This is a genomic window from Streptomyces sp. NPDC006487, assembly GCF_042870555.1.
GTDB lineage: Bacteria > Actinomycetota > Actinomycetes > Streptomycetales > Streptomycetaceae > Streptomyces.
In genome coordinates this window covers 313,346-334,279 of record NZ_JBIAHN010000006.1, presented here as the reverse complement: position 1 = coordinate 334,279, position 20,934 = coordinate 313,346, and the positions used below count along the sequence as shown (strand labels likewise).

18 protein-coding genes are annotated in these 20,934 nt (G+C 71.9%); 8 read left to right on the top strand and 10 right to left on the bottom strand.

Annotated elements, in window-relative coordinates; translation table 11 throughout:
* Positions 1-84: 84 nt before the first annotated feature.
* The 7 genes from ACFYM0_RS12735 to ACFYM0_RS12705 form a co-directional block, all read right to left on the bottom strand.
* Complete coding sequence (locus ACFYM0_RS12735) at positions 85-1,698, bottom strand: phospholipase (RefSeq protein ID WP_388500032.1); 1,614 nt, start codon at positions 1,696-1,698, stop codon at positions 85-87.
* A 101-nt stretch (positions 1,699-1,799) separates the two neighbouring features.
* A complete protein-coding gene (locus ACFYM0_RS12730; protein WP_388500029.1) occupies positions 1,800-2,081 on the bottom strand; it encodes a hypothetical protein in 282 nt (93 codons plus the stop codon).
* Positions 2,082-2,090: 9 nt separating this feature from the next.
* Positions 2,091-2,630 carry an NUDIX domain-containing protein gene (locus ACFYM0_RS12725; protein WP_388500027.1) on the bottom strand — a complete coding sequence of 180 codons (540 nt, stop codon included), beginning with the start codon at positions 2,628-2,630 and terminating at the stop codon, positions 2,091-2,093.
* A 94-nt stretch (positions 2,631-2,724) separates the two neighbouring features.
* On the bottom strand, positions 2,725-4,728 hold the full coding sequence (locus ACFYM0_RS12720; RefSeq protein WP_388500225.1) for an ATP-binding cassette domain-containing protein: 2,004 nt from the start codon (positions 4,726-4,728) through the stop codon (positions 2,725-2,727).
* Between the two features lie 456 nt (positions 4,729-5,184).
* Positions 5,185-6,342, bottom strand: coding sequence for a homoserine O-acetyltransferase (locus ACFYM0_RS12715; protein WP_388500025.1), 1,158 nt, complete (start codon positions 6,340-6,342; stop codon positions 5,185-5,187).
* Positions 6,343-6,368: 26 nt separating this feature from the next.
* Complete coding sequence (locus ACFYM0_RS12710) at positions 6,369-7,730, bottom strand: bifunctional o-acetylhomoserine/o-acetylserine sulfhydrylase (protein WP_388500023.1); 1,362 nt, start codon at positions 7,728-7,730, stop codon at positions 6,369-6,371.
* 632 nt (positions 7,731-8,362) lie between these two features.
* Complete coding sequence (locus ACFYM0_RS12705; RefSeq protein ID WP_388500022.1) at positions 8,363-8,929, bottom strand: TetR/AcrR family transcriptional regulator; 567 nt, start codon at positions 8,927-8,929, stop codon at positions 8,363-8,365.
* Positions 8,930-9,030: 101 nt separating this feature from the next.
* Here ACFYM0_RS12705 and ACFYM0_RS12700 point away from each other — a divergent pair, with 101 nt between their 5' ends.
* The 5 genes from ACFYM0_RS12700 to ACFYM0_RS12680 are packed head-to-tail and all read left to right on the top strand — an operon-like array spanning position 9,031 to position 14,335.
* Positions 9,031-10,758 carry a CocE/NonD family hydrolase gene (locus tag ACFYM0_RS12700; protein WP_388500021.1) on the top strand — a complete coding sequence of 576 codons (1,728 nt, stop codon included), beginning with the start codon at positions 9,031-9,033 and terminating at the stop codon, positions 10,756-10,758.
* Entirely contained in the window at positions 10,755-11,705 is a 951-nt protein-coding gene (locus ACFYM0_RS12695; protein ID WP_388500018.1) for an ABC transporter permease, read from the top strand. Before ACFYM0_RS12700 ends, ACFYM0_RS12695 begins: the two co-directional genes overlap by 4 nt.
* A complete protein-coding gene (locus ACFYM0_RS12690; RefSeq protein WP_388500015.1) occupies positions 11,702-12,559 on the top strand; it encodes an ABC transporter permease in 858 nt (285 codons plus the stop codon). Before ACFYM0_RS12695 ends, ACFYM0_RS12690 begins: the two co-directional genes overlap by 4 nt.
* Positions 12,556-13,551, top strand: a complete 996-nt coding sequence (locus ACFYM0_RS12685; protein WP_388500012.1) for an ABC transporter ATP-binding protein — start codon at positions 12,556-12,558, stop codon at positions 13,549-13,551. Before ACFYM0_RS12690 ends, ACFYM0_RS12685 begins: the two co-directional genes overlap by 4 nt.
* Complete coding sequence (locus ACFYM0_RS12680; protein ID WP_388500009.1) at positions 13,544-14,335, top strand: ABC transporter ATP-binding protein; 792 nt, start codon at positions 13,544-13,546, stop codon at positions 14,333-14,335. The genes ACFYM0_RS12685 and ACFYM0_RS12680 overlap by 8 nt, the downstream gene beginning before the upstream one ends.
* A gap of 228 nt (positions 14,336-14,563) precedes the next feature.
* Here ACFYM0_RS12680 and ACFYM0_RS12675 read toward each other — a convergent pair whose 3' ends face one another.
* Positions 14,564-16,012, bottom strand: a complete 1,449-nt coding sequence (locus ACFYM0_RS12675) for an amidase (protein WP_388500007.1) — start codon at positions 16,010-16,012, stop codon at positions 14,564-14,566.
* Between the two features lie 29 nt (positions 16,013-16,041).
* On the bottom strand, positions 16,042-17,694 hold the full coding sequence (locus ACFYM0_RS12670; protein WP_388500004.1) for an ABC transporter substrate-binding protein: 1,653 nt from the start codon (positions 17,692-17,694) through the stop codon (positions 16,042-16,044).
* A 303-nt stretch (positions 17,695-17,997) separates the two neighbouring features.
* Between ACFYM0_RS12670 and ACFYM0_RS12665 the strand changes: the two genes are divergently transcribed.
* Positions 17,998-18,459: a DUF3237 domain-containing protein gene (locus ACFYM0_RS12665; protein ID WP_388500001.1), complete on the top strand. Its 462-nt coding sequence runs from the start codon at positions 17,998-18,000 to the stop codon at positions 18,457-18,459.
* Between the two features lie 83 nt (positions 18,460-18,542).
* Here ACFYM0_RS12665 and ACFYM0_RS12660 read toward each other — a convergent pair whose 3' ends face one another.
* Complete coding sequence (locus ACFYM0_RS12660; protein ID WP_388499999.1) at positions 18,543-18,956, bottom strand: MarR family winged helix-turn-helix transcriptional regulator; 414 nt, start codon at positions 18,954-18,956, stop codon at positions 18,543-18,545.
* A 166-nt stretch (positions 18,957-19,122) separates the two neighbouring features.
* Here ACFYM0_RS12660 and ACFYM0_RS12655 point away from each other — a divergent pair, with 166 nt between their 5' ends.
* Together ACFYM0_RS12655 and ACFYM0_RS12650 are read left to right on the top strand one after the other, a co-directional pair.
* Positions 19,123-20,034 (top strand): SDR family oxidoreductase, encoded by a 912-nt coding sequence (locus tag ACFYM0_RS12655; protein ID WP_388499997.1) that lies wholly within the window; start codon positions 19,123-19,125, stop codon positions 20,032-20,034.
* Between the two features lie 16 nt (positions 20,035-20,050).
* A complete protein-coding gene (locus tag ACFYM0_RS12650; protein ID WP_388500223.1) occupies positions 20,051-20,923 on the top strand; it encodes an amidohydrolase family protein in 873 nt (290 codons plus the stop codon).
* The last annotated feature ends 11 nt before the right edge of the window (positions 20,924-20,934 follow it).

Sequence of the window (20,934 nt, the reverse complement as noted above, 5' to 3'; positions counted from 1 at the left end):
AGCGGGCCGAACCCGCCCTGGGACGACCGTCGCAGGTCACTACCCAGCCCCGGCCTCACCTCACCCCCGTCACGGTCCGGGGAATCAGCCGCGGCAGACGCCGCGGGTGTGGTCGTACGTCGCGGTGGCCTGGGAGTAGCGCCACTGCGGGTCCAGGAGGTCGCTCTTCAGCTGTCCGGCGGCTGCCGGGCTCTCGACGATGTACCCGAAGTCCTGCAGCCAGGACGGATACAGGTTCTTCGAGCCGATGTAGAAGGCCGATCCGTCGACCGACACCAGCTTGTGGTGCTGGGCGTACGGCTTGCCGTCCGCCCAGGTCGGCTGGTCGGAGGCGCGGAACGTGGCCAGCTGGAGGTTCTCGCACAGAGCCGTCCGGGCCCGGGCGCCGTCGCCGGTCAGGGCCGTCACCCGGCCGCGCAGGGCGTCGCTCACCTCGGAGAGCGCCTTGATCTGCGAGTAGCCGCCGCTGCCGATCGTGCCGCGGTTGGCCGGGTCGCTCACGACGATGCGGACCTTCACACCGGAGGCGAGCTTCGCGGCGAGGGCGTCGTAGAGGCGCACGTCGTAGCGGGGCAGCGGTGGGCAGGTGGCGTGCACGTCCTGCTGGGAGATCTCGATGTGCGAGGTCGCGCTGGAGACCAGGGCGCGCAGCGCGCTCTCCTCCGGGTTGACGGTGTCGTAGTCCCGGTCGGCGTTCGTCCTGTCGTGCACCCCGATCCCGCACTTGGTGTCGCCGGCCGTGGGCAGGACCGGGCGGAAGGCGGAGGAGGGGTCGTTCTGACGGATGCCCACGCCGAGCCCGCCGACGGCCAGTGCGGGCACGTCCCCCTCGCCCCGCGGGGAGGCGGGCCGGGGCAGGGCGGGCATGCAGTCCGCGCCCGGCGAGGCGGCGAACCAGACCGAGCTCCAGTTGTTCTTGTTGCGACAGGTCCAGTCCCACAGGGAGTCCAGATAGCGGCCCGCGGAGCCGGCCGCCGGTCCGGACAGGGCGAGGTCGACGTCGCTCACCGGGTGGGACGTGTCGAGGTAATCGTCCTTCCAGCTGTTGATGCCGCCGGTGATCACCGAACTGCCGTCCACCACGACCAGCTTGGAGTGGTTCCAGGAGAAGGCGGCCTTCGAGGTGGTCATCGAGGCCACGTTCAAGGTGATGTCGCCCGCGACGGCCGGGCCGAGCTTCGTGAGCAGCTCGTCCCGGTAGGACGACGGGATCACGGTGGAGTGGTAGAGGGGCGCGGCGCCGACCATGACGCGCACCTTCAGCCGGTTGCCCTTCTGTACGGATTCCCGCAGGCCCGCGACGATCGCCTCCTGGTAACCCCCGTTGGGGAAGGGCGCGAGGGTCGATATGTCGACCGTCTGCCGGGCGTCGGAGATGTCGCGCCGCATCTTGTCCAGGAGGCGGCGCGATCCGGGCCGGTCGGCGCACACGGCGTCGCCCCAGCATCCGGGAGTCTGGAGCAGCCAGTCGGCGCCCCCGGGCTCGGACGAGCCGAGCCGGTTGCCGGAGGTGCGTTCCCAGATCGAGCCCTCCAGGCCCGGCGAGACCTGACGCAGGGTCTGCTCGACCGCGTCCAGGTGCGGAGTGGGTGCCGGCGCCTCCGAGGCGGAGGCGGGGGCGACGGCGCCGAGGAGGGACAAGCCGAGGGCGAGCGCCGTGGTGGAGACGAGTGCGGTCGTACGGACGGTGCGTGCCAATGTGGTTCCTTGACTGAGGGGGTGGCTCCGGGCCGGAGCGTGGTCCACCACGGCTCCGACCTTGATCAACTCGGGCAAGTTACCAGTGCGTAGCCCTCTGTTCACCCGCCTCGGGCGAGTTCCGGCCACCCGCCGAAGGACCGACTCGCGCGGCGCCCCGGCTTCGTCAGCCGGCCGTCCGCGGCGTCCAGGTCGTCGGCGGGGTGGCGGCGCTTGTGCACGATGAGCCGGACGAAGAAGGCGGCCATCGCCCCCACCGCTTCTTTGGCGGCCGTCGGCCGGACGGGATCCGGGGCGATGAGCGTGTTGGTCCAGGAACGGAAGTCCGTGCGCCGGTCCTCGGGGACGCCCGGGTGGTTCATCAGCTCGGTCTGGAGATCCATGGAGCCACCCTAGAAAGGCCGTTGGGGCGGGCCGGGCAGGAGGCGGCCGCGGTCGGGGCCGGCCGGGGCGTGCTGGACGGGGTCGCCGGGGTGCTGGAAGTGCACGGCGGCGGGCAGCCCGGCGAGGTAGGCGTCCAGGCCGGCCCGGCAGTACGCGACCATCGGTTCCGGCAGTCCGTCCAGGGGGTACCAGCCCATGCCGTCGCACCGGTCCGGCTCCATCACCCGGGGCCGTCCCGACCACCTCCGGACCTCGAAGAACACGCCGATCCGGGAGTTGGAGCCGACGGGAGGGCGGTGGTGCACGGTGACGGCCGCGGTGACGTCCTCGGGGTCGATGAGGACGCCGGTCTCCTCACGGGCTTCCCGGATCACCCCCTCGACCATGGTCTCGCCCGGGTCGAGGTGCCCGGACGGGAGGTGCCACAGCCCCGTCGCGTACACCGGTCCGGCGCGGCGGGACATCAGCGCCTCGGGGCCGTTCCCGGTGTCGCGGCGCAGGATGAGGTGGACGTCGACCGGCACCGTGTGCCGGGCGCCGCCGCTCACCGCTGCGCCCCGGGCCGGAGGCCGAGCGGATCGGTCACCACGGGGTCGCTCAACCGGTATCGGCCGCAGGCGGCGGCAAGCGGGTCGGACCGGGTCACGAGTGCTCCTCCGACGTGGCGTCCGCGGCGGGGGCACGCTGGGCGGGCACGGATTCCGCGAACGCGGCCGCCTGGATCAGGTAGGAGTCCCTGAAGTCCCCCGTGCCGGTCTCCTCGTCCATGAGCTCCGGGAACGTCCCGGACTCGGCGAGCCGTCCGTCCTTCATGACGTGGATGACGTCGGCGTGCCGCACCGAATGCAGTCGGTGGGTGATGAAGATGATCGTCTGGCCGGTCGCGGCCAGTGCACGGATCCGGTCGAATACCCGCTGCTCGGCGACCGCGTCCAGAGCACTGGTGGGCTCGTCGACCACCAGGATCCCCGCGCGTTTGTACCAGGCGCGGCTGATGCCCGTCAGCTGCCATTCTCCGCCGGACGCCTCTCGCCCGCCCTTGTATCCCCGGCCCAGGAGCGTGCCGAAGCCCCGGGGCAGTGCGGCGATGAACTTGTCGGCGCCGGAGAAGGCCGCCGCGTCCTGCACCGCTTCGTCCTCGATGGGGACGGTGGGCCGGCCGATGCCGATGTTGACCCGCACCGTGAAGGGCCACCGGAAGAAGGACTGCGACATGAGGGCGATGCGGGCGAAGATCTGTCCTCGGTCGGCCTTGGCGGCGTCCACGTCGTCCCACCAGATCGTGCCGCCGCCCTCGTCGGGAAGGTGCAGGCCGGCCAGGAGCTTGATGAGGGTGGACTTGCCCGAGCCGTTGGCCCCGACCAGGGCGATGACCTTGCCGATCGGGAAGGACAGGGACACCTCGCGCAGAGACGGCTGCGGGCTCTCGCCGCCGGAGCCCGGGTAGGTGAAGGTGACCTTCTCGAAGCGGACTTCCCGCACCTGCTCGGGCAGATCCTCCCCGGTCTCCGGGATGGCGCGCGCCTCGGCCTCCACGCACAGCCGCTCGTAGTCGGCGACGAAGAGCGACTCCTGGTGCAGGTCGGCCATCTGCAGGACCAGACCGTCGAGGCTGGAGGCGCCGGCGCGGATGGCGAGCACCGCGGTGCCCGCGACCGCCAGGTCCATCCGACCGCTCCACAGGAGCAGCCCCAGCGCCCCGTAGGTGAGGAGGGTCGCGGCCCCGGAGGCGCCGTCCGCGATCAGCCCGATCTTGGCGGCGGTACGGGCCAGGCGGGTCTGCTCGCGTTCGCTGGTCTCGGCCATCTGCCGGAAGTGACCGAGGAGGAAGGGCCCGACCTCGTGGACCCGGACCTCGGCGGCGGCCTCCCGCTGGGTCAGCAACTGCCCCAGCAGGTGCCCGGCCCGCGCGTGCTGTACGAAGGCGTGGAAGCTGATGTAGCGCTGCTTGGAGATCGTCAGCGAACTCCACGCGCTGGGCAAGGTCATCAGGACCAGGAGGGGCAGGAGCGCGACGTGGAGCACCGTGAGCACACCGGCGGCCGCGATCAGGGAGATCCCGGAGTTCAGGGTGTTGGTGCAGTACCGGATCATCCGGCGGGCGGAGTCGGCCCCGTAGCGGGCCGCGTCCAGCAGCCGGTGGAACTCGTCGTCCTCGATCGCCGCGAGCTCCACCCGGTGCACCAGTCCCAGGTACCGCTCCGTGGCGACCCGCTGGACCTTGGGTTCGAGTTCGCCGGTGGCCGCTGTCGACGCGGAGCGCAGCAGCGAACCCAGCAACGCCGTGACCGCGACCAGCACGAGCGACGGAACGGCCTGGGCCAGGCGCTGGTTGGTTGTGCCGTCGGCCAGGACGTGGCCCAGTACGCCGTTGACCGCGACCAGCCCGACCGCCTGGGCGATGCCCCGCCCGGCCTCGGCGCCGAGCACCACGCGCAGGGCGCGTGCGTCGGCGAGGTGCGCGAGCTTCAACCCGGTGGTGACCATGCGGGGCAAGGCCTTGGCCATGGTCACGAGGCCGAGCTTGAGCCAGACGCCTTCGTGCCGGTCCCAACCGACGTCGTACGCCAGCTCCCCACCGAACAGCAGCCGCTCCGACTCCGACACCGTGGAGGACTCTTCGTCGGTCTGCCGCCGGTCCGTCATGCGGTCCACCCCGCTTCCCGTCGTGTCGGGACGCCGCGGCGGGCCACTGGGCTCCCGGCGTCGCTCGGTTGGTCGCGGTCGGGTTGATCGGAACGAGCGGGTGCCATGCGGATACCTCTCGACAGGACGTGCCGGTGATGCCAGGCGAGGTCAACTGCATTCGTTGCGAGGTGTGTTGCCGTCGTGTGATGGTGTCGGGCTCAACGACCGGGGGCACCGGATCGAACACGCGTGTTTGAGACGAAGCGGATCCCGTACAGGAGCGCGGAAGGCTGCTCGTGCAGGGTGCATCCACCCTTGAGGCGTGCGGGTCCCGCCGGGGAGGGCACTGGCCGAAACGCCGGTGTTGATACGCGTGTGACGGGTGGGGTTACGCGGCCGACGCGGCTGAGCAAGGCTTCCGGGGGCGCTGGGCGCTGGGCGCTGGGCGCGGGGCGCGGGGCGCGGACCGGCCCGTCAGCCCCCGACGCCGGCGCGCGGATCCGGGGCGGCGTCCAGGAGCCCCCGCACCAGTGCGCCGACCTGCTCCGTCTCGAGCAGGAACCCGTCGTGCCCGTACGGGGAGCGGATGACCCGGATCCCGTCCGCGGTCGGGATCCCCTCCGCCAGTTCCTCCTGCTGGGCGAGGGGATAGAGGCGGTCGGAGTCCACCCCGGCCACCACCGTGCGGGCCCGCACCCGGCCGAGGGCCGTGCGTCGGCCGCCCCGGCCCCGCCCGATGTCGTGGGTGTTCATGGCTTCGGCCAGGGTGACGTAACTGGCCGCGTCGAACCGCCGGGGGAGTTTGACGGCCTGGTGGTCGAGATAGGACTCGACGCGGTACCGGCCGCCGAGCCAGGGCTGTTCCCCCTCCTGGGCCTCATGGCCGAAGCGGGTCTGCAGTTCCCCGGCCGAACGGTAGGTGATGTGCGCGATGCGGCGGGCGATGCCCAGCCCCGCGTGCGGCCCCCGCCCGGGCCCGGCGTCGTGGTAGTCGCCGCCCCGCCAATGGGGGTCGGCGCGGATGGCGTGGACCTGGGAAGAGGCCCAAGCGATCTGGTCCGCGCTGGCCGCCGCCGGGCAGGCGAGCAGCAACAGCGCAGCCACGCGCCCCGGTTCACCGACGGCCCACTCCAACGCCCGCATCCCGCCCATGGATCCACCGACCACCAGGGCCCACCGGCCGACGCCGAGTGCGTCTGCGAGTCCGGCCTCGGCGCGCACCTGGTCGCGCTGGGTCAGGCGCGGGAACGAACCGCCCCAGGGACGCCCGCCGGGGCCCGGCGAGGCGGGCCCCGTGCTTCCCTGGCAGCCGCCCAGGACGTTCGGCGCCACCACGAACCACCGGTTGGTGTCGAGCGCCCGGCCCGGGCCCACCAGTGCGTCCCACCAGCCGGAGGTCGGGTGACCGGGCCCGGCGGCGCCCGCGACGTGACTGTCGCCGGTCAGCGCGTGCAGGACGAGGACCGCGTTCGAACGGTCCGGTGCGAGCCGCCCCCAGGTCTCGAACGCCAGCCGCACCCCCGGCAGCACACCGCCCGCCTCCAGCGCCAGCGGTTGCGTGCGCCGGTGCCACTGGCGGCGGCCCGGCGGGTCCCCCTCCCGCCACGCGCCGGTGGCGGGAGGCGGGACCACGCCGTCCGGGGTCCCTGTGGCGGAGTTCAGGACGCTTCCTTCGAGGCGCGGAAGCCGGCCTCCAGGTCGTCCTTCAGGTCGGCGAGGTTCTCGATGCCGACGGACAGGCGTACCAGCCCCGGGGTGGTGCCGGTGGCGGCGAGCTGCGCCTCGTCGAGCTGGCTGTGGGTGGTCGAGGCGGGGTGGATGACGAGACTGCGTACGTCGCCGATGTTCGCGAGGTGGCTGAACAGCTCCAGTCCGTCCACGAAGCGCCGGCCCGCCTCGACACCGCCCCGCAACTCGAACGAGAGCACTGCCCCGGCGCCGCGCGGCAGGTAGCGGCGCGCGGCCTCGTACCAGCGGTTCGACGGCAGGCCGGGGTAGTGCACCGCCGAGACCTCGTCGCGCCGTTCGAGCCACTGGGCCAGCTCCTGGGCGTTCGACGAGTGCCGCTCCAGCCTCAGGCTCAGCGTCTCCACGCCTTGCAGGAGCAGGAACGCGGAGTGCGGCGCGATGGCGGGACCGAGATCGCGCAGCAGTTGCACGCGCAGCTTGACCGCGTACGCGCCCGGTCCGAGGGCGGACCAGTAGCGCAGCCCGTGGTAGCTCGGGTCTGGCTCGGTGAAGCCGGGAAAACGCTCGGGGTGCGCGCCGAAGTCGAAGGTACCCGCGTCGACGACCACGCCGCCGAGGGTGGTGCCGTGCCCGCCGAGGAACTTGGTGGCCGAGTGGACGACGACGTCGGCGCCGTGCTCGATGGGGCGCAGCAGGTACGGCGTGGGCACGGTGTTGTCGACGACGAGCGGCAGGCCCGCCGCGTGCGCGACGTCGGCCACGGCCCGGACGTCGAGGACGTTGCCGCGCGGGTTGCCGAGGGTCTCGGCGAACAGGGCCTTGGTCTGCGGCCGTACGGCGGCCCGCCAGGCGTCGAGGTCGTCGGGGTCCTCGACGAACGACACCTCGATGCCGAACTTCGGCAGGGTGTGCCGGAACAGGTTGTACGTGCCGCCGTAGAGGGAGGCGCTGGAGACGATGTGGTCGCCGGCCGAAGCCAGGTTCAGGATCGCGAGGGTCTCCGCGGCCTGACCGGAAGCGAGGGCGACGGCGGCGACGCCGCCTTCGAGGGCGGCGACGCGCTGCTCCAGGGCGTCCTGGGTGGGGTTGTGGATGCGGGTGTAGATGTTCCCGGGTTCGGCCAGGGAGAAGAGGTCGGAGGCGTGCTGGGTGTCGCGGAAGACGAACGAGGTGGTCTGGTAGATCGGGACCGCGCGGGCGCCGGTGGCCGGATCGGGAGCGGAGCCGGCGTGGAGCTGCTTGGTCTCGAAGGACCAGGCCGGCGTCGCGGATCCGGCGGTCTCGCTCTCGGGGGTGTGCCCTGCGGTGACGGCGTCGATGGGCTGGCTCATGGGTCTCCTCGGAAGTGCGGGTGACTCGGAGGTGCGGAACGGAGCGGTGTCAGGCGGCCGTTGGTACGCGGAAGGGAGGCGCGGCACCCTTGTGCCGGTGCCGGTGCCGGTGCCGGTGCCGGTGCGGGGGAGCCGGTGTGGGCGGCAGCGCGTCGGGGTTCACTGTGGAGCGAAGGCCCCGGCACCCGACGGCTCCCGCCCGGCGGCCGCGGCGTCCGGGCAGGACGGGACGGCGTACGACGGGTACGGGGGAGTGAGCGGTGCGAGGTGCGAGGTGCGTGGTGCGGGAGAGGGAGCGCGGGCTGTGCCGCGCGGCGCCGCGTCAGCCGGTGACGGGACAACCCGTGGTCGTGACGCGCGCGTAGTCGACGTGGCGACGGGTCACGAGTACGGTCATGCGCCCAGGGAACCACAGGCGGGGCGGGGCGCACCAGGTCTTCCGGTCAATCCGGTCAGATGTGCCGGTGCACCCCGGGCGGGGACCACGGGTCCGCCGGCCACTCGCTCCGGTAGTCCCCGGGCTGCCAACTCCGTTGGGCGTCGGCCGATATGGCGGACACCGAGGCCCGACCTCGGCAGCTCAGGCACCACCCTCGGCGGTACGGGCGCCCCCTCGGCGGTTCAAGCCTCGCTCAGGCCTCGATCAAAGCATCCACGACGGCCCTGGCGACGCGGCTCGCGCGCTCCGGCGTCCAGTGGGACGGCTCTTCCACCGATGAGACGTAGTAGCCGCGGGTCAGCAGCGAGAGGAGGTCGGCCGCGAGGCCGGCGTCGGGTACTCCCGCGGCGATGGACGCCTCCAGGAACTCCTGGCGCGATTCGCGCGGCTCGTGGTGGTCGACGCCGCCCGGGTCGGAGTGCGCCGACGAGAGCATCTCGATCCAGAGCGAACGGAGCAGCAGGTCTTCCGGCTCCGTGCTGAGGTGCCACTCCACCGTGGCGCGCAGCCGGTCCGAGCCGGTCAGTTCGCCCAGGTGGGCCTCCAGGTCGGCGCGCCAGCGTGATTCCGCGGCGCGCACGGCGTTGGTGATCAGCTCGGTGCGGGTGGGCACGTAGTTGGTGACCATGGCCGTGGACCCGCCGAGCTCCTTGGCCACGGCACGGATGGTGACGGCGCGCGCACCGTCCCGGGCGGCGACCGCGAGGGTCGCGTGGGCGATTGCCTTGCGGCGCTGGACTTCGTCGACGTCGATCGGCATGGAAGCAACCTAGCTCAGAGGGGGTTGACGCTGAACTCATCTAAATGCAACGCTGTTATATCACGTTGTTTTTCAAAGGTTTGCTTCCATGGAGGGGCTTCATGAACCTTGCCGTCCGACAGGTCACGTCGGAACCCGTCCCTCCGTCCGCACGGCAGCACATGGTCCGGATGCGCGACGGCGTGCGGCTGGCCACCGACGTGTACGGCGCCGCCGAGGGGTCGGCGCCGGCGCCGACCGTCCTGGCCCGCCTGCCCTACGACAAGAACAGCCGGTACGTCTTCTTCGACCGGATCGCGGAGCGGTTCACGGCGCGCGGGTACGTCGTGGTGGTCCAGGACGTCCGGGGCAAGTTCCGCTCCCAGGGCCGGACCCTGGGCTGGACCGGAGAGGTCGACGACGGCTACGACACCCTCGACTGGATCACCCACCAGCCCTGGTCCGACGGGATCGTGGGCATGTTCGGCGACTCGTACTACGGATTCACCCAATGGTCGGCGGTCTCCAGCCAGCATCCCGCGCTGCGTGCCATCGTCCCCCGGGTGACCTGCACCTCGAACGCCCCCGGCGTCGCCGCCTACGACTCCGGCTCGGGCCGGCAGCCCCTGTGGCTGGAGGGGGCCACGTATCAGGCGCAGGTGTGGACGGACAACGACTCCTACGAGTTCGACGTCGATCTCACCAGGCGTCCGATCGCCGCCGCCTACGAGGAGGCGTTCACCGCCATCGGGAAGCGTTCGACCGGCTTCGACCTCATCGTCGGCGGCATCCCCCTCGCCCCGTACAACGGTCCGCACCCCTACGACGCCCGCCCCGTGCCCGTGCTGCACTGCGTGGGCTGGTTCGACAACCTCGGCATCGCGCACATGCGCGACTACACGGAGCTGGCCGAGCGCCCCGGGTGGGCGGCCGTCCAGTACCTGGTCGCCGACACGATCGACCACGAGAACTACTTCCTGGAGGACGCCCCGGCCACGCCCGAGACCGACCACGGGGAAGGCGACGCCGCCCTTGAGCGCATGCTCGATTCCTACGCCGGGACCGCGATCGAGTTCTTCGACGTCTTCCTGAAGGGCGCCGCACGGCCCGACTCCCTGCCCCGGGTGCGCTGGAAGCTGGGCCACGAGGGCTGGCGCACCGCGGAGACCTGGCCGCTGCCCGAAGCCACGTCCGCCGAGATGTACTTGACGGAGCCGGCCGGGGCGGCCGGAACGGTCCCCGGGGGAAGGCTGGCCCCGGGCCGGGCCGGCCCACCGCAATCGGCCCAGTGGCGGTACGACCCCGACGATCTCGTGCCGTCCGCCGCGGCCGACACCTTCCTGCAGTTGCGCGACCACGCCGACGAGCGCCGCACCCTCGACCGGGACGACGTCCTCGTGTTCACCGGCCCCGCCTCCGACCGGCCGCTGGACCTCGCGGGCCCCGTACGCGCGGTGCTGCACGTGGACAGCACGGCGCCCACCTTCGACGTGTTCGTCCGTCTCCTCGACCTGGCCCCGGACGGCACGGCGCGCCTGATCGTGCGCGGATGCGCCCAGGCCGACAGGGCGGGCGAGCTGGACATCACCCTCGGGCACACCGGATACCGGGTGCGCCCGGGGCACCGTCTCGCGCTGATGATCGCGGGCAGCGACTTCCCGAACCACCTGCCCAACTCCGGTTCGCTGGAGAGCCCCTGGCTGACGACCTCGCCCAAGGCGAGCCTGCAGACGCTGCGGACCGGCTCCGCCCACCCTTCCCGGCTGTGCCTGACCGTCCTGCCCGACGGCTCGGCCGTGCACCACCCGGCCGCGGAGCGGCTCCGCCGTGAAGGGGGCGGCCCGAGATGAGTCTGCGATTCGCCACGACCCGGCTGGGCATGCTCGTCGTGACCGTGCTCGTCTCCAGCCTGGCCATCTACGGCGCGATGTTCCTCACTCCCGGCGATCCGGCCACGCTGCTCGTCGGCGGCAGCCGGAACCCCGACCCCGCCGTGCTGGCCCAGATCCACCGCGAGTACCACCTGGACGACCCCTTCATCCAGGGCTACTGGCACTGGCTGGGCAACTGCCTGCAGGGGGACTTCGGGAAGTCCCTCGTCTACCGCGAATCCGTCGCCGGACTCATCGGCGCCCGCGCCGGAGACACCCTCGCGCTCGTCTCCTACGCCTCCCTCCTCGTCCTCGTCGGCGGCACCGTCATCGGCACCGTCGCCGCCCTGCGCGGCGGACGTACGGAAACCCTGGCCACGACCCTGACGGCGGGTGCGATGGCGGTACCGACCTTCATCATGGCGGTGCTGCTCATCTGGCTCTTCGCCGTCCAACTGCCGTGGTTCCCCGTCTACGGTTCCGGCGAGGGCTTCGGCGGCACCCTCACCCACCTGACGCTCCCGGCCGTCGCCCTGGCGCTGACCTGGATCGGCTACGTCGCCCAGGTGACCCGTACCGCCGTCCGCGCGGAGATGCGCTCCGAGCACGTCGAGACCGCCCGCAGCCGCGGGGTCCCCGAGCGCACGGTGATCAGGCGGCACGTGCTGCACAACGCCTCGGGCCCCGTCTTCGCCGTCTCCGGTGTCGGCGTCGCCGGGCTCATCGCCACCGCGGCCGTCGCCGAGCAGGCGTTCGGCACCGGAGGGCTCGGAGCACTCATGATCGAGGCCGCGTCCAAGCAGGACATGGCCGTCGTGCAGGCCGTGTCGCTGGTCTTCGTGGTGGTCTTCGTCGTCCTCAACACCACCGTCGACCTGATCAGCGCCGCGCTCGACCCCCGCACCGCGCAGAAGGGGGTCCGATGACCACCGCCCTGTCCACCCGTCCGGTGCCCGCACGGCGCACCGGACCGCCGCGCGACCACCTGGCGCTCGCGGCGGCCTGCGTCGTCGCCCTGTTCGTCCTGCTGGCCGTGTTCGGCCCCCTGCTCGCCCCGCACGACCCCAACGCCGTCGACCCGCTGAACGTCAACGCCGGACCTTCCGCCGCCCACCTCCTGGGAACCGACGACACCGGACGCGACCTGCTGTCCCGGCTGATCGCCGGAACCCGCGCCAGCCTCTGCGCCCCCGCCGTCGTGATCGCCGTGTCCACCACGCTCGGCACCCTCCTCGCGCTGGCGGCGGCGTGGTGCGGAGGCCGGCTCGACCGGTTCGTCTCCGGAGCCCTGGACATCGTCTTCGGCTTCCCGGGGCTGATCATGGCCGTCCTCGTCGCCGCGGTCTTCGGCGCCGGACTCGTCGCACCGATCGTCGCCCTGTCGATCGCCTACTTGCCCCTGATCACCCGTGTCGTACGGTCCGCCGCGATCAAGGAGCGCCACCTGCCCTACGTCTCCGCGCTCCAGCTCCTCGGCGCGCCCACCGCCCGCATCTGGCTGCGGCACCTCCTGCCGAACCTGCTCCCGCTCGTCCTGGTCCAGGCCACCATCGGATTCGGCTACGCCCTGCTCGACGTGGCGGCGATCTCCTTCCTCGGACTCGGCAGCCAGCCCCCGGACCCGGAGTGGGGACTCATGGTCTCCAACGGGGCCCCCTCCATCCTCGCGGGGCAACCAGAGCAGTCGCTGTACGCGGGCCTCGCCATCCTGGTCGTCGTCATCGCGTTCAACCTGCTGGGGACGGGCCTGTCCCGACGTCTGCTCGGAGAGAACGCATGACTTCCACACCGCTGCTCAGGATCGACGCGCTCGGCATCGACCTGCCCGTCGACGGGGCCGCGCGCACCGTCGTCCACCGCGCCGATGTAGCCATCGACGAGGGAACGGCCGTCGCCCTGGTCGGCGAGTCCGGATCCGGCAAGTCCCTGACCGCCCGCGCCGTCATGGGGCTGTTGCCCCGGGCCGCCCGGATCCACGGAGAGGTGCTGTTCGCGGGGGAGTCCGTCCCGCGGATGAGCCCCGAGCGCCTGCGTGCCTTCCGCGCCACCGAGGTCGCCATGGTGTTCCAGGACCCCCGCGCCCACATCAACCCCGCCCGCAGCGTCGGCGACTTCCTGATCGAAGGACTCACCACCACACGCCGAGTGCCGGCCGCCGAGGCGGTCCGGAAGGTCACCGGAATCCTGCGGGAAGTCGGCATCGCCGATGCCGGCCGGCGCATGCGCCAACGGCCCCACGAGCTGTCGGGCGGTCTGCTCCAGCGGGTGATGATCGGGGCCGCGCTGGCCGCCGAACCACGCCTGCTCCTCGCGGACGAGCCGACGACCGCCCTCGACGTGACCACGCAGGAAGAGGTCATGGCCATCATCGGCGAGGCCCGCGAAGCCCGCGGGCTGGCCATGCTGTTCATCACCCACGACCTGGAACTCGCGGCAGCCGTGTGCGACCGGGTCGTGGTCATGTACGCGGGCTCGACCGTGGAGGAACTCCCCGCCGGCCGCCTGCGCGCCGGCGCCGCCCACCCCTACACGCGCGCCCTGCTGGCTTCCCGTCCCTCGGTCTCCGACACCACCGCGGAACTCCGCTCGATCCCGGGCAGACCGCTGTCCGGCTTCGAAGCGCCCGACGGATGCGCCTTCGGAGAACGATGTCCGCGCCTACGGGACCTGTGCCGCAGCGACCGACCGCACCCGAGCACCACCGCCGACACCACGGCGGCCTGCCACTTTCCGCACACACCCTCGACCGGGGAGGCCGGTAGCCGTGCTTGAGGTACGCAACCTCCGCAAGGAGTTCGGTGACTTCGTCGCCGTGGACGACGTGACCTTCTCGCTCGCGGAGCACGGTTCCCTGGCGATCGTCGGCGAGTCGGGATCGGGCAAGACGACCACCGCCCGCATGATCGCCGGGCTCGAAACGCCGAGCGGCGGACACGTCGTCGTCGACGGGGACGAGCGCCGGGCCGGGCGGGCGCGCTCTCGCGAGCGCCACGTCCGTGGCCGGCGGATCCAGATGGTGTTCCAGGACCCCTATTCCTCCTTGGACCGGCGTCAGCGCGTCGGGGACGCCGTCGCCGAGGCGGTCGCGCTGCACCGGCAGCTGCCCGCCGACCGGCTGCGCGCCCGGGTGGCCGAACTGCTCGAGATGGTGGGCCTGGACGAGCGGCAGGCACGCTCGCTGCCGAAGGCCCTCTCCGGCGGACAGCGCCAGCGCGTCGCCATCGCCCGCTCCCTGGCCGCCGAACCACGGGTACTGATCCTCGACGAGGCCATCGCCGCCCTGGACGTGTCCATCCAGGCGCAGGTCCTGGCCCTGCTCGCCCGTATCCGGGCGGACACCGGCACCGCCCTGCTGTTCATCACGCACGACCTCGGCGCCGTCCGGCACATCAGCGACGACGTCCTGGTGATGCAGGCGGGAAGGGTCGTCGAACAAGGCCCGGTCGCGGGGGTCCTCGGCGCTCCGCGGGCCCCGTACACCCGGCGCCTCATCGACTCCATCCCGAAGCCGGGCTGGACGCCGCGGAGGATGGCGGACAGGGCTGCTGCCCCCTGACGTCCCGCGTGCCGAGCCGCCCACGAGACGAAGACGCCCGCCCCGGTGAGGGGCGGCGTTTTCGTCGTTGTGCGCCCGGGTCCCGGTACCGGTCAAGCCCTTCCCGGCGAGGGTCCGGGAGACCTCGGGCAGCCGTGGGGCGCGCGGGAGGAAGCGGGAAACGGCGTGCCCCGGCGGTCTGGGAAGACCGCCGGGGCACGCCGTTGGTGTGCCGGGGACGCGGGTCGGTCAGCCGGTCGCCGCCCACGAGAGGGTCGGCCGGGTACGGGTGGCCCGGGTCTCGATCGCCGTGGCGACGTGCAGCAGCAGGTCCTCCTGGAAGCGGCCGCCGATCAGCTGGACGCCGGACGGCAGCCCGTCGCGCAGGCCGGTGGGCACGGAGACGGCGGGGAACCCGAGGACGGGTACGGCCTGCATCGGCCACTGCGAGGCCAGCAGTTCGCTCACCCGGGCGTCGCCGGCGAGGTCGGCGTCCTGCTCGAAGGGCGGCTCGGCGCAGACCGGCGTCAGTACGACCCGGTCCTGGCCCAGGAACTGCTGGAAGCGGCTGATGAGGCTGCCGCGGCGGGCGTACCCGCGGATGTACTCGGCGAGGGTGGGCTGCTCGCCCCACATCTCCGCGGCGGCGGCGAAGCAGGACGCGAGGGAGACGCGTACGGCTTCGTCGCCGAACATCTCGATCTCGGACATCATCGTCTTCAGCTCCTGGTAGATCAGGAGCGACCACAGCCGGGCGGCCTCGCCCAGAAGGGGAAGCTCGATCTCCTCCACCTCGTGGCCGGCCTCGCTCAGCCACCGGGCCGCGTCGTCGATGGCCGCGTCGACGCTGGGGTGCGGCTTGGTGCCTCCGACGGAACGGACGACCGCGACCTTGACCCGGCCGGGCGTGCCCAGCGGCGGCCGCACCGGGAGGCCCACGGGGTCGTTCAGATCCGGGCTCACCATGGCGTGCAGGCCGAGCCGGACGTCGTCGACGGTCCAGCCGAGCGCCCCGTGGACGGCCATGGTCTGGAAGGACAGCGGGCTGTCGAACTCCTCCGCGCCGCGCGGCTCCACCCCGGAGACGAGCCCCATGGTGGGGCGCAGGCCGACGGCGCCGCAGCAGTACGCGGGGAAGCGGACGGAGCCGCCGATGTCGTTGCCCTGCGCGATGGGGGTCATGCCGGCGGCGACCGATGCGGCGGCGCCTCCTGAGGAGCCGCCCGGCGTGCGGGTGGGGTCCCAGGGGTTGAGGGTCGTGCCGTGCAGTTCGTTTCCGGTGAACCAGCGCACTGCGAAGGCCGGGCTGTTGCTGCGGCCGAGCAGGGTCGCCCCCGCGTCGCGCAGGCCGGCGATACAGACGGCGTCGTCCTGGGCGACGGCGCCGGCCCAGGCGGCGACCCCGTGCGAGCTGGCGTACCCGCGCTGCGAGGTGTTGATCTTGGTGGACACCGGGACGCCGAGCAGCGGGGGAAGCTCGCCGCCCGCGGCCACCGCGGCGTCGGCGGCCGCCGCCTGGGCGAGGGCCTCCTCGGGGCGGATGTCCACGAGGGCGTTCAGCGCGGGGTTGGTCTCCTCGATGCGTGCGAGGAAGGCCTGCGCGACCTCGGTCGCCGAGAAGCTCTTCGCGCGGATGCCGGCGGCCAGTTCGGCGGCCGAGCGGTCCCACAGGGGGGTGCCACCGGTGGTGTCGGTCATCGTCGTCTCCTGATTCGAAGGGGTGGCGGTCACTTGGCGGTCCCGCCGAGGTGGGCGGCCCACGGCATGCCCATGTACGCGAAGGAGGTCGGCGCACCACTGATGCGCTCGTTCATGAACATGCGCTCGTGCGTGGTCGCCAGGAACACGGCCGGGGTGGTGGGGGTGAAGAGGGCCTGGGCCTGCGCGTACGCCGCGGCCGAGGCCGCGGGGTCGGAGGAGGTGCGGGCCTGGTCGAGCAGCCGGTTCACGTCGGGGTTGTCGTAGCCGGTCCAGTTGAAGATGCCGCGGGGGGTGACGCTCTCGGCCACGTAGGACGCCGGGTCGGGCATGGTGACGTAGCCGAAGGTGAGGATGAGGTCGAGGCCCCTGCGGACCGAGGGGTCGTAGAACAGCGAGGACATCTCGGTGGGCTGAAGCTGCTTGATCTCGATGTCCACGTCGATCTTCTTCGCCGCGGCCTGGATGAAGGTCAGGGCCTGCAGCGAGCGCTGGTCCCCGGCGGGAATGGCAGCCACGAGCGGACGCCCGGCCGGACGTGCCTGTGCGACCAGCGCCTTCGCCTTCTCCACGTCGGGCCGGGGGACCTCGGGCAGCGCCGCGTAGGCCGCGTCGAACTGGGCGGCGGCCTCGTCGCCGCTCCAGGTCAGGGGCGGGACGAGCGACTTCAGGGTGGTGGCGTCGCCCCCGAAGACGTGTCTGATCAGCGCGTCGCGGTCGATGACCAGGGACAGGGCGTCCAGGAGCTTCCGGTCGGCCGCGGGCGACTCGGCGTTGCCGGGGATCAGCAGGACGTTCTGGGTCGACGGGCCCAGGTGCACCTCGCCGTTGTCCGCCCGGGCGAGCGCGGTGGCGCTGGTGGGCGGAAGTTCGTACGTGCCGTCGATCTCGCCGGACAGCAGGGCGCCGGTCAGCGTGTTGTTGTTGGTGATGAACCGGAACTCGATCTGCTTCACCTTCGGCTTGAGCCCGGTGTCCCAGTACGCGTCGTTGCGTTCCAGGGTGATGCCGGTGCCGGACTTCCAGGACCCCAGCTTGAAGGGCCCCGTACACATCAGGCCGCCTTTGGGGCTGCCGTAGGCGGCGCCGGCCTTCTCGGCGTACGCCTTCTGGCCGACCGCGCCGAACGACGTGGACAGGGCCTTGGGGAGGGTCTGGTCGTACTTCTCGGTCCTCAGTGTCACCTGGTGGGGGCCGGTGGCCTCGATCGAGGTCACGGCGGCCAGGTAGTTGCCGTACAGGGCCTGTGTCCTCGGGTCCCGCTGTCGCTCCAGGCTGTGGATCACGTCCACGGGGGTCATGGGCGAGCCGTCCCAGAAGGTGACGTCCGGGCGGAGGTCGAGCACCAGGTTGCGGTCGTCGGTCCAGGCGACCTTCCGGGCGAGGCCGGGGCTCAGGGAGAAGTCCGCGTTCATCCGGGTCAGGGTGTCGCAGAGGTTGGCTTCGACCGTCTGGGGCGAGTAGTCGCCGATCTTGGCGGGGTCGAGGGTCGTCGGTTCGCCGTAGGGCAGGGCCCAGGCGATCCGGTCCACCTCGGAGCTGCCGGGCGCCGTGGTGGTGGTGAGACGTGCGGCCGAGGCCGTGGGGGTTGCGCCGTTACCGGTCGTCGAGCCGCTACAGGCTGTGGCAGCCAGCAGTCCTGCGCTCGTCAGCACGATCAGCACCGATCTTTTCGCAGCCATGGCTGATGCTCCTTGCCGAGGGGAGTGAGAAGGAGGGGGACGCTCGACACGGGGGTGTGGGGGAGGCCGCCCGCGAGCCGTCATAAACTAACGTCATATAACGTTGTTGCATGTCACGCTTGCATCTGGTGAGCTAGGGCGTCAAGAGCAAGACGCGACTCTCTCCCGGATCGGGCATCCGCCCCGTCGGGCCCGGCCCGGCGCCGCGATCGGCCTGACCGGCGGCGATGTCGCGCGGCCTCGCACCCTCGGTCGTCGACCGTGCGGGCCCGCCGTGCTCCCTCACAGAATCGGAGAACCGCCATGTCCTTCACTCCCGCCCTCGATTTCGCGTTCGAGATCCGGGCCGAGGTGGCCGACACGCTGCACATCGGCCACGGCGACGGGGAGGTCGCCGAGTTCACCCCCATCACCGGGGGCAGCGTGGACGGGCCCCGCCTGCGCGGCAAGGTCCTTCCCGGGGGAGGGGACTGGAGCAGTACGCGCGGGGAGGTGTGCGAGCTGGAGGCCCGCTATCTGCTCCAGGCCGAGGACGGCGCCGTGATCGACATCGTGAACCGCGGCTACTACAGCCCCAAGGCCGACACCCCGGACCAGTTCGACGGGGGGCTCCAGGTTTCCGAGGCCGGGCACTACTACCGCACGTCGCCGGTCTTCCGTACGGATGCCCCCGCCCACCGCTGGCTCGCGGAGACGGTCTTCGTCGGGCTCGCCCGCCCGGACGGCGACAATGCCGTGGTCATCCGCATGTACGCGCTCAAGTAGCGAGCCGGCCCCCTGGCCGGCGCCAGGGCCTGTCGTCAAACTCCCGTCGTCGCCCGAGGCAGACGGGAGTTTGACGACAGGCCCTAGGACAGGGATCGCCAGGCCCCGACCAGGGCCTGGCGGAGCATGCCGATCTCCTCGGCGCTCAGGCCGGCCACCATGCGCTCCTCCAGGAGGCGGGCCGGCTCCGCGTACTCGGCGAGCAGTCGCCGTCCGGGGTCGGCGAGCACGATGAGGCGTTCGCGGCGGTTGGCGGGATTGGGCTCGCGGCGGATCAGTTCGCGGCTCTCCAGTGCCCGGACCATGTCGGCCATCGACTGCGCGGTGACGAACGAGTCGCGGGCGAGCTGTGCGGCGGAGATGCCGTCGTGCCGCTCCAGCACCGTCAGGGCGGTGTACTGCAACGCCGTGATCCCGGCGGGCCTGACCAGCTCCTCCAGGCGGGCGCGGACCGCCAGCTCCGTCCGCTTGACCAGGTAGAGCAATGAGGTGCTCACGTTCGTCCTCCGGTGGTGGTGGCGGGACCTCCAGAATAGGGCATTGACAGGAATCCTGTTGATTACACAGACTGGCATTCATCAGGATTCCTGTCGATCCCGGCTCGGGCCGGCACGTCGGCGTATCCCCTTCCCCCTCTTCCCGTACCTACGAGAGGCCCCTCTCATGAATCTCCACGGCAAGGTCGCCGTCGTCACCGGCAGCGGACGAGGTCTCGGTCTGGCATACGCCCGGGCCCTCGCCGCGGCCGGCGCCGCCGTCGTCGTCAACGACGTCGACCGGGCGGTCGTCGACGCCGCCGTCGCCTCCATCGCCTCCGAGGGCGGTACGGCGACCGGCGTCGTCGCGGCGGTGGGCGACAGTGCGTCGGCGCAGCAGCTGGTGGACACGGCGGTCGAGGCGTTCGGCCGGCTGGACGTGCTCGTCACCAACGCCGGCATCCTGCGCGACCGGGTGCTGTGGAAGATGACCGACGAGGATTTCGACGACGTCGTCCGCGTCCACCTGCGCGGCACCTTCACCTGTGCCCGTGCGGCCGCCGTCCGCATGCGCGAACAGGGGACCGGCGGCCGGCTCGTCCTCATCTCCTCGCCCGCCGGACAGCGCGGCAACTTCGGGCAGACCAACTACGCCGCCGCGAAGGCGGGCATCGTCGCCATGGCCCGCACCTGGGCCATGGAGCTGGGCCGCGCCGGAATCACCGTCAACGCCGTCGTGCCCGTCGCCGCCACCGAGATGACCAAGTCCATACCGGCCTTCGCCCCGCTGATCGAGGAGTCCGAGCGCACCGGCGAGCCGCTGCCGGACTGGCTGCGCAAGGACGAGGGCCTCGGCACCGTCGAGGACGTCGCCGCGCTGATCGCCTTCCTGGCCTCGGACGCCTCCGACGGAGTCACCGGGCAGGCCATCGGCATCGGCGGTGACCGGCTCGCCCTGTGGGCGCACCCGCAGGAGAAGGCGGTCGCCTTCGCGGACGGCGGCTGGAGCGCCGACGCCATCGCCGCCGAGTGGCCGGGCGGCGTCGGAGTCGAGCCCGAGACCTACGGCATCCCCGCGCCCCAGACCCCGGGGGCCTGAGATGGGCGCCCTCGCGCTGGACCTCGAGCGGCTGACCGCCATCGACATGCACACGCACGCGGAGGTCTCCAAAGACGGCCACGGGGCGCTGAGCCCCGAGCTGTTCGGCGCCTCCGAGACGTACTTCAAGGCACACGGACACCGGCAGCCGACCATCGAGGAGATGGCCGGACACTACCGCGAACGCCGCATGGCGGCCGTGGTGTTCACCGTCGACGCCGAGCACGCCACCGGCCACCCGCGGATCTCCAACGAGGAGATCGCCGAGAGCTGCGCCGCCCACGCCGACGTGCTGATCCCCTTCGCCAGCATCGACCCCCACAAGGGCCGCGCGGGCGTGCGCGAGGCCCGGCGGCTGGTCGAGGAGCACGGCGTCCGCGGCTTCAAGTTCCACCCCAGCATCCAGGCGTTCTCCCCGAACGACCCGCTCGCCTACCCCTTGTACGAGGCCATCGAGGAACTCGGCGTGCCCGCCCTCTTCCACACCGGTCAGACCGGCATCGGCGCCGGCCTGCCGGGCGGTGGAGGCATCCGCCTCAAGTACTCGAACCCGATGCTGGTCGACGACGTGGCCGTGGACTTCCCCGAACTGAGGATCATCCTCGCCCACCCCTCCTTCCCGTGGCAGGACGAGGCGCTGGCGGTGGCCACCCACAAGCCGCACGTGTACATCGACCTGTCTGGCTGGTCTCCGAAGTACTTCCCGCCGCAGCTCGTGCGCTACGCCAACACCCTGCTCAAGGACAAGGTGCTCTTCGGCTCCGACTATCCCGTCATCACCCCCGACCGCTGGCTCGCCGACTTCGAGAAGCTCGACATCAAGCCCGAGGTCCGGCCGAAGATCCTCAAGGAGAACGCCGCCCGCCTGCTCGGCCTGCTCACCGACTGAAGGAACCGCTC